This is a genomic window from Limosilactobacillus difficilis (assembly GCF_947387495.1).
GTDB classification, from domain to species: Bacteria; Bacillota; Bacilli; order Lactobacillales; family Lactobacillaceae; genus Limosilactobacillus; species Limosilactobacillus difficilis.
On sequence record NZ_CANDNU010000061.1, the window covers coordinates 1 to 6,967 of the forward strand.

A 6,967-nucleotide genomic window follows, 5' to 3' on the forward strand; every position below is an offset into this window, starting at 1 on the left:
AAAATATTAAACTATCAAACACCGTTTGAGATATTTTTTGAAGAACCGTTGCACTTAGTTTGACAATTCGTCCTAAAGAAAAAAGCCACCCGGGAAACCGGATGGCTTTTGCTTTTAATTGACGAAATGTTACTTGTTGTAACGTGCCGTCAAACGTGATTTGTCACGAGCAGCCTTGTTGGCCTTGATCAGACCCTTAGCCTTGGCATGGTCGATTGCTGAAACAGCAGCCTTGTATAAGTCTTCAAGGTTGTCAGCACCGGCAACCTTAGCTTTATCGAACTTCTTAACAGCAGTCCGCATAGCACTCAGCTGTGAAGCGTTACGTGCTTCAGCTTTTTCGCTAGTCTTAACACGCTTAATTGCTGACTTGATGATTGGCATGAATGTCACCTCCATTACCGTCAATTTTAATTGACCTCAAAATTCAACATCTGCCATTATACTAGAGACCGCAGCTGATTGCAATATCAATTGGAAGCAGCAATCAAAAAAGTTATTTGCATTTGACTTGCAAAACGTGTATTGTATTAAGAGGCCATTTGGCCATACCTCTTCCCGGTTTAACGATCCTCACCGACGTTTAACCTAGAACTAGGTGCAAAATTTTGAAAGGTGGGAAAATAGCAATGGCTATTTCAAAAGAACGCAAAAACGAAATCATTAAGGAATACGCAACTCACGAAGGCGACACTGGCTCAACTCAAGTTCAGGTTGCTGTCTTGACTGCTGACATCAACGAACTGAACAATCACTTGAAGACACACAAGCATGACTACCACTCACAACGTGGCCTGATGAAGAAAATTGGTCACCGTCGTAACCTGTTGGCATATCTTCGTCGCACTGACCTGCCAGCTTACCGTGAATTGATCCAACGTCTGGGTTTGCGTCGCTAAGATTTCATTATTGGGGCCTTCTCCTTTTGGGAGGAGGCTTTTTGTTTTGCCTTAGTGGCCAGTATGTGGGAAACTGTGTTAAGATAATTTTAACTGCTTATTCGAAATAAATTTACTGATCCCGCCATGGGGATTGGTTAAAACTGAATAGAAACGAAGGATGGATAATGAGCAAAATTAAGATTATTCCATTTGGCGGCGTGCGTGAAAATGCCAAAAACATGTATGCCGTTGAAGTGGATGACAAGATTTTTATTTTAGATTGTGGTCTTCGCTACCCTGAAAATGATTTGATGGGAATTGATGTAGTGATTCCTGATTGGTCTTACCTGAAGGACCGGGCTGATAAAATTGCCGGTGTTTTCCTGACCCACGGGCACGCTGATGCCATCGGTGCCCTGCCATACTTCTTGATGGATTTTCAGGTACCAGTTTTCGGCTCGGATATGACAATTGCCCTGGCCAAGCTAGCTGTGAAGAACAATAAACAGGTCAAGAAATTTGATGATTTCAATGTTGTTGATGAGGATACGGAAATCGATTTCGATGGTGTCACAGTGTCCTTCTTCCCAACGACCCACACAATTCCTGACACTCTCGGGATCGTTCTCCAAACCAGCGAAGGCAACGTCGTATATACAGGTGACTTTAAGTTTGACCAAACTGCTACCAAGGGGTACAAGACAGATTTAGCCCGGTTAGCTGAAATTGGTAGTCAGGGAGTTCTGGCCCTCCTAAGTGATTCTGCGGGGGCCGCCAACACTGGCGTCAGCACGCGGGAAAAAGATATTGGCGCTTATTTGAAGCAAAATTTCACATATACCGAGGGCCGAATCGTGGTAGCCAGCGTTGCCTCTAATATTGTGCGCATCCAACAGATTATGGATGCCGCTGCTGCTACTAACCGCAAAGTTGCCCTTTATGGCAAGGACTTAGAGCAGATCATTGACACTGCTGTTGACCTTGGCAAGCTCAAGGAACCGCAAGGGATCAAAGTCAGTCTCAAAGAAGTTACAAAGCTTGAACCTTCCCAGGTGATCATTCTTGTCACCGGGAAACTAGGGGAACCGATCGAAGCCCTACAGCAATTGGCTAGTGGCAACGACAAGCATCTGAAATTTGATAAGAATGACACGGTCTTTGTTACGACAACTCCTTCCTATGCGATGGAGACTGAAGTCCAAAAAACTAAGGACATGCTTTACCGCACCGGTGCGCACGTCAAGTTTATCTTCGATGATCTCAATCCGTCTGGTCACGCCAACCAAACTGATGAGCAGTTGATGCTGAACTTCATGAAGCCAAAGTACTTTATCCCAGTTCAAGGGGAGTATCGTCTGTTGAGCAAACATGCTGAACTGGCTGAAGAAGTCGGAATTCCAAAGGATCACATTTTTGTTTGTGATAAGGGTGACGTTCTTAGTTATGCCCACGGCGAATTTCACTTGGGTGAACATATTGACGTTTCCAACACGATGATTGATGGAATTGGAGTTGGCGACATCGGCAACATTGTCCTGCGTGACCGGCGAGTCTTGTCCGAGGATGGGATTTTTGTGGTTGTGGCAACGATTAATCGGAAAAAGAAGAAGATCGTGGCCAAACCACAGATTACGTCACGCGGGTTCGTGTTTGTGAAAACCAACCACAAGCTGATGGAACAAAGCGCCCAGCTTGTCGAGCGAGTCGTCCAAAAGAACCTGGATGAAAAAGAGTTCGATTGGACTCATTTGAAACAAGACGTTCGCGATAAGCTGAATCGCTTTCTCTTTGATCATACCAAACGGCACCCGGTTATTTTGCCGGTGATCATGGAGATTAATCAGCATGCCAAGCATAAGAACCACAAAACCGACAAAAAGGCTGCTAAAGATGAAGTTTCCAAAACCAGCAGCAAAAGCCAACGTCAACATCATCGGGGGCGGGGACGCAAGCACCAGGAACGAGCAAAAGCAAAGACTAATTCAACTAAAAAAGAATAAATGATGCATCAGAGACCGGAGAAAACAGTGTTTTTCAACGGTCTCTGCTGGTTTAATGAGTTTAGTGGCAATCATGAGGGAAAGTGTGCTTCTGTGTTACAGCGAGGCCTTTTTTCTGCTTTTCTTTAGTTTTTGGAGGGGAGAATGGACACAAAACAAAAAGAACAGTGGCAGCAGGGAAGTAAACTACTTAAAAAAGGGCAATTTCACGAAGCGGCTGCGCTGCTGGATCGTTTAAATAATCAGGTAGATGATTTTCGAGTTAACCTTGCATTAACATTTGCCGAATATCAGGACCAACAATATTTACGAGCTCGCCAGATTGCCGAAGAACGGGCTGCAGATTACTTAAAGACGTTAAAAGATGCGGAACTGTTAATCAATGTCGAAATTGCTGATCAGCAATTCATGACTGCTCGGCGGCAAATTGCTATGGTTCGGCAATGGCAAGAACAATTGCTTCCTTTGGTCGAGGCAGGGGAGCAAAAGGCTGAGACAACGATGATGACGAGCGTCAAGACTCGCTGGCGGGAATTCTATCACCTCGGCGACAAGTCATTTCGGGAGCAACAACAACGTTTGCTGGCCGCCAGCCGCTTGCCACTGCCTTATTATTTGAAGGGCGCACTCTTTTTGCTTCGGGATCCTTTTACCAACCCCTTGATTCGTTCAAGTATTCTAGAAACTTTGCAGCCGTTAAAAATTGAACGGCAGGCTAAAGTTTACTGGCTGGATGAGCAGGAACACGAACTGAATCTGGCACAGCTCCAGCCGATTGACTCACTGCCGGTTGTTCAACAGCTGCGGCAAATGGTCGAAACGCGCTACCGGGATAAAGACCCGGTATCTTACCAGACTATTTCACGCGAATTGAATTTGCAGTTTATCTACCTCTATCCCTTCCTCAGTCTGGCAATTGATGAACCGAAGAGCTGGCTTTCGGCACTAACGAGCAGCGGAAACATGGTTCAAAGAGACGAAGGGGTAGAGAAAGCATTGCGTTGGCAGCGGCGGATCAATCGTTTGGTCACACGAATTTCTCACTAAATTGTCGCTTTTTTGAGTAAATTTATTTACAAAGTTCAGGCGAGCTGATATTATAAGTGAGAATTCTTTGGGACCTAGAATTGCTTCTTTTATTCTAGGCTGCAAAGTAGTATAATAAATTTAAAGGTGTGTCAGTTGGTAGTTTCTACTGACTGGCATAATTCTTGAAACATTTTTTTGGAGGGTTTCTTAATGGCTGAAAAAGAACATTATGAACGTACTAAGCCGCACGTTAACATTGGTACTATTGGCCACGTTGACCACGGTAAGACTACGCTGACTGCAGCTATCACCAAGGTTCTGGCTAAGCAGGGTCTGGCAAAGGAAGAAAAGTTTGCTGATATCGACGCTGCTCCAGAAGAAAAGGAACGTGGTATCACCATCAACACGGCCCACGTTGAATACGAAACTAAGAAGCGCCACTACGCACACATGGACGCTCCTGGTCACGCGGACTACGTTAAGAACATGATCACTGGTGCTGCACAAATGGATGGTGCCATCCTTGTTGTTGCCGCTGATGATGGTCCTATGCCACAAACTCGTGAACACATTCTGCTTGCTCGTCAAGTTGGTGTTGAATACATCGTTGTTTTCCTTAACAAGTGCGACCTGGTTGACGATGACGAATTGATCGACCTTGTTGAAATGGAAGTTCGGGACCTGCTGTCCGAATACGGTTTCCCTGGTGACGATGTTCCTGTTATCCGCGGTTCAGCTCTGAAGGCTCTGCAGGGCGACCCAGAACAGGAAAAGGTTGTTCTTCACTTGATGGATGTTGTTGACGACTACATTCCAACTCCAAAGCGTCCTACTGACAAGCCATTCATGATGCCTGTCGAAGACGTCTTCACTATCACTGGTCGTGGGACTGTTGCTTCTGGTCGTATCGACCGTGGTACTGTTAAGATCGGTGACGAAGTTGAAATCGTTGGTTTGACTGAAGATGTTCTGAAGTCAACTGTAACTGGTCTGGAAATGTTCCACAAGACTCTGGACCTTGGTGAAGCTGGGGACAACGTTGGTATTCTTCTTCGTGGTATCAACCACGACCAAGTTGAACGTGGTCAAGTTCTGGCTGAACCTGGTTCAATCCAAACTCACAAGAAGTTCAAGGGCGAAGTTTATGTTATGACCAAGGAAGAAGGGGGCCGTCACACTCCATTCTTCTCAAACTACCGTCCACAATTCTACTTCCACACTACTGACGTTACTGGTACCATTGAACTGCCAGACGGCGTTGAAATGGTTATGCCTGGTGACAACGTTACCTTTACTGTTGAACTGCAGAAGCCAGTTGCCCTTGAAAAGGGTCTGAAGTTCACTATCCGTGAAGGTGGCCATACTGTTGGTGCTGGTGTTGTTTCAGAAGTTCTGGACTAATCAGTATTAATAGTTAATCATAAAAAGGGCTTGGTGCTTACCAAGCCTTTTTTGTTTATCCGATCAGACGGAAATCGCTTGAAAAAGCAGTGTTTCTAAGGTAGACTATTAAAGTATGTGGAAGTCTGTGAATCTTTTTACAGACATCTGTCAAAACGATATTTTAATTTGGAGGAAATTCACATGGCAAAATGGGAACGCGAAGACGACAAGAGTCGCGGTAAGCTGACTTTTGAGATTGACGTCAAGACTGTCCAAAAAGGGATTGACGACGCCTTCCAAGAAACGAAGAAGAAGATTACGGTACCTGGCTTCCGGAAGGGGCACGTTCCGCGGCAAATCTTTAACCAAATGTATGGTGAAGAATCATTGTATCAGGATGCCCTCAACAAGGTTTTGCCTGATGCATACGAAGCCGCAGTCAAGGACACCAAGATCGAACCAGTTTCTCAACCAGAAATTGGGATTGAAAGCATGGAAAAAGGCAAGCCGTGGGTTATGACTGCTACGGTTAACATCAAGCCTGACGTTAAACTTGGTGACTACAAGGGCCTTGCCATTACCAAGCATGACAACACGGTTTCCGATGCCGACGTTGACAGTGAAATTGAAAATAAGCGTCAACAACAAGCTGAACTTGTTTTGAAGGAAGACAAACCTGCTGACAAGGGCGACACGGTTGTGATTGATTACGTTGGGACGATTGATGGCAAGAAGTTTGACGGCGGCAGTGCCGACAACTACTCACTGGAATTAGGCTCCAACTCCTTCATTCCAGGCTTTGAAGACCAATTGGTTGGCCACAAGGCTGATGACAAGGTTGACGTTAAGGTTACCTTCCCAAAGGACTACCATGCTAAGGAATTAGCTGGTAAAGATGCTAACTTTGCCGTTACGATTCACGAAGTCAAGGAAAAGCAACTGCCAAAGCTTGATGACGACTTTGCCAAAGACGTCGACGAAGATGTTGACACCCTTGACGAATTGAAGAAGAAGACACGTGATCAACTGCAAAAGCAGAAGGATGACGACATTCGTTCCGACGTCGAAGAAGAAGCTCTTGACAAGGCTGTTGAAAATGCCACGATCGGTGATATTCCTGAACAAATGAAGAAGGATGATACTGACCGGCAGATGCAACAATACCTGGCTGGGATGCAACAACAGGGGATCAGTCCAAAGCTTTACTTCCAGATGACTGGAACCAGCGAGGATGCTCTGCGCAAGCAATTTGCTAACGATGCTGAACACCGGGTTAAGACGAACCTGGTGCTGGAGGCTATCGTTAAGGATGCCGACTTGAGCGCAAGTCAAGATGACATTGACAAGGAAATCAAAGATCTGGCTAAGCAATACCAGATGGATGAAGACCAGGTCAAGAAGGTTCTCTCCACTGATATGCTGTCTCACGATATTGAAATCAAGAAGGCCGTTGACTTGGTTGCGGATTCTGCTAAGCAAGAACTGGAACCAAAGGCTAAGAAAGATGACGACAAGAACAGCGACAAGTAATTATTGTTCAGATCGCCAATCAAAGAGTTGTGCTGATGATAATCGTCAGCCAACTCTTTTTTTGTGGTGAGAATTTACAATTCAAGTGCAACATAAATTAAAAAAATAACCCATAACGGGTAGAATTAGTTTAATGACCAAATC

Annotated in this window: 6 protein-coding genes; 5 read left to right on the top strand and 1 reads right to left on the bottom strand. The window is 45.1% G+C overall.

Annotation, left to right across the window (positions count from 1 at the left end; translation table 11 throughout):
- Window positions 1-129: 129 nt before the first annotated feature.
- Complete coding sequence (gene rpsT, locus QOR82_RS08530; RefSeq protein ID WP_283584325.1) at window positions 130-384, bottom strand: 30S ribosomal protein S20; 255 nt, start codon at window positions 382-384, stop codon at window positions 130-132.
- 245 nt (window positions 385-629) lie between these two features.
- Between rpsT and rpsO the strand changes: the two genes are divergently transcribed.
- The 5 genes from rpsO to tig all read left to right on the top strand — a co-directional run bounded on the left by rpsO (window position 630) and on the right by tig (window position 6,823).
- Window positions 630-899 (top strand): 30S ribosomal protein S15, encoded by a 270-nt coding sequence (gene rpsO / locus QOR82_RS08535; RefSeq protein WP_283584326.1) that lies wholly within the window; start codon window positions 630-632, stop codon window positions 897-899.
- A gap of 167 nt (window positions 900-1,066) precedes the next feature.
- Window positions 1,067-2,881 (top strand): ribonuclease J, encoded by a 1,815-nt coding sequence (locus tag QOR82_RS08540; RefSeq protein WP_283584327.1) that lies wholly within the window; start codon window positions 1,067-1,069, stop codon window positions 2,879-2,881.
- Window positions 2,882-3,025: 144 nt separating this feature from the next.
- The gene (locus QOR82_RS08545; protein ID WP_283584328.1) at window positions 3,026-3,928 is read left to right on the top strand and encodes a hypothetical protein; all 903 of its coding nucleotides are present in this window, start codon (window positions 3,026-3,028) and stop codon (window positions 3,926-3,928) included.
- Window positions 3,929-4,120: 192 nt separating this feature from the next.
- Window positions 4,121-5,311, top strand: coding sequence for an elongation factor Tu (gene tuf, locus QOR82_RS08550; protein WP_283584329.1), 1,191 nt, complete (start codon window positions 4,121-4,123; stop codon window positions 5,309-5,311).
- Window positions 5,312-5,494: 183 nt separating this feature from the next.
- Window positions 5,495-6,823: a trigger factor gene (gene tig / locus QOR82_RS08555; protein WP_283584330.1), complete on the top strand. Its 1,329-nt coding sequence runs from the start codon at window positions 5,495-5,497 to the stop codon at window positions 6,821-6,823.
- Window positions 6,824-6,967: the final 144 nt, after the last annotated feature.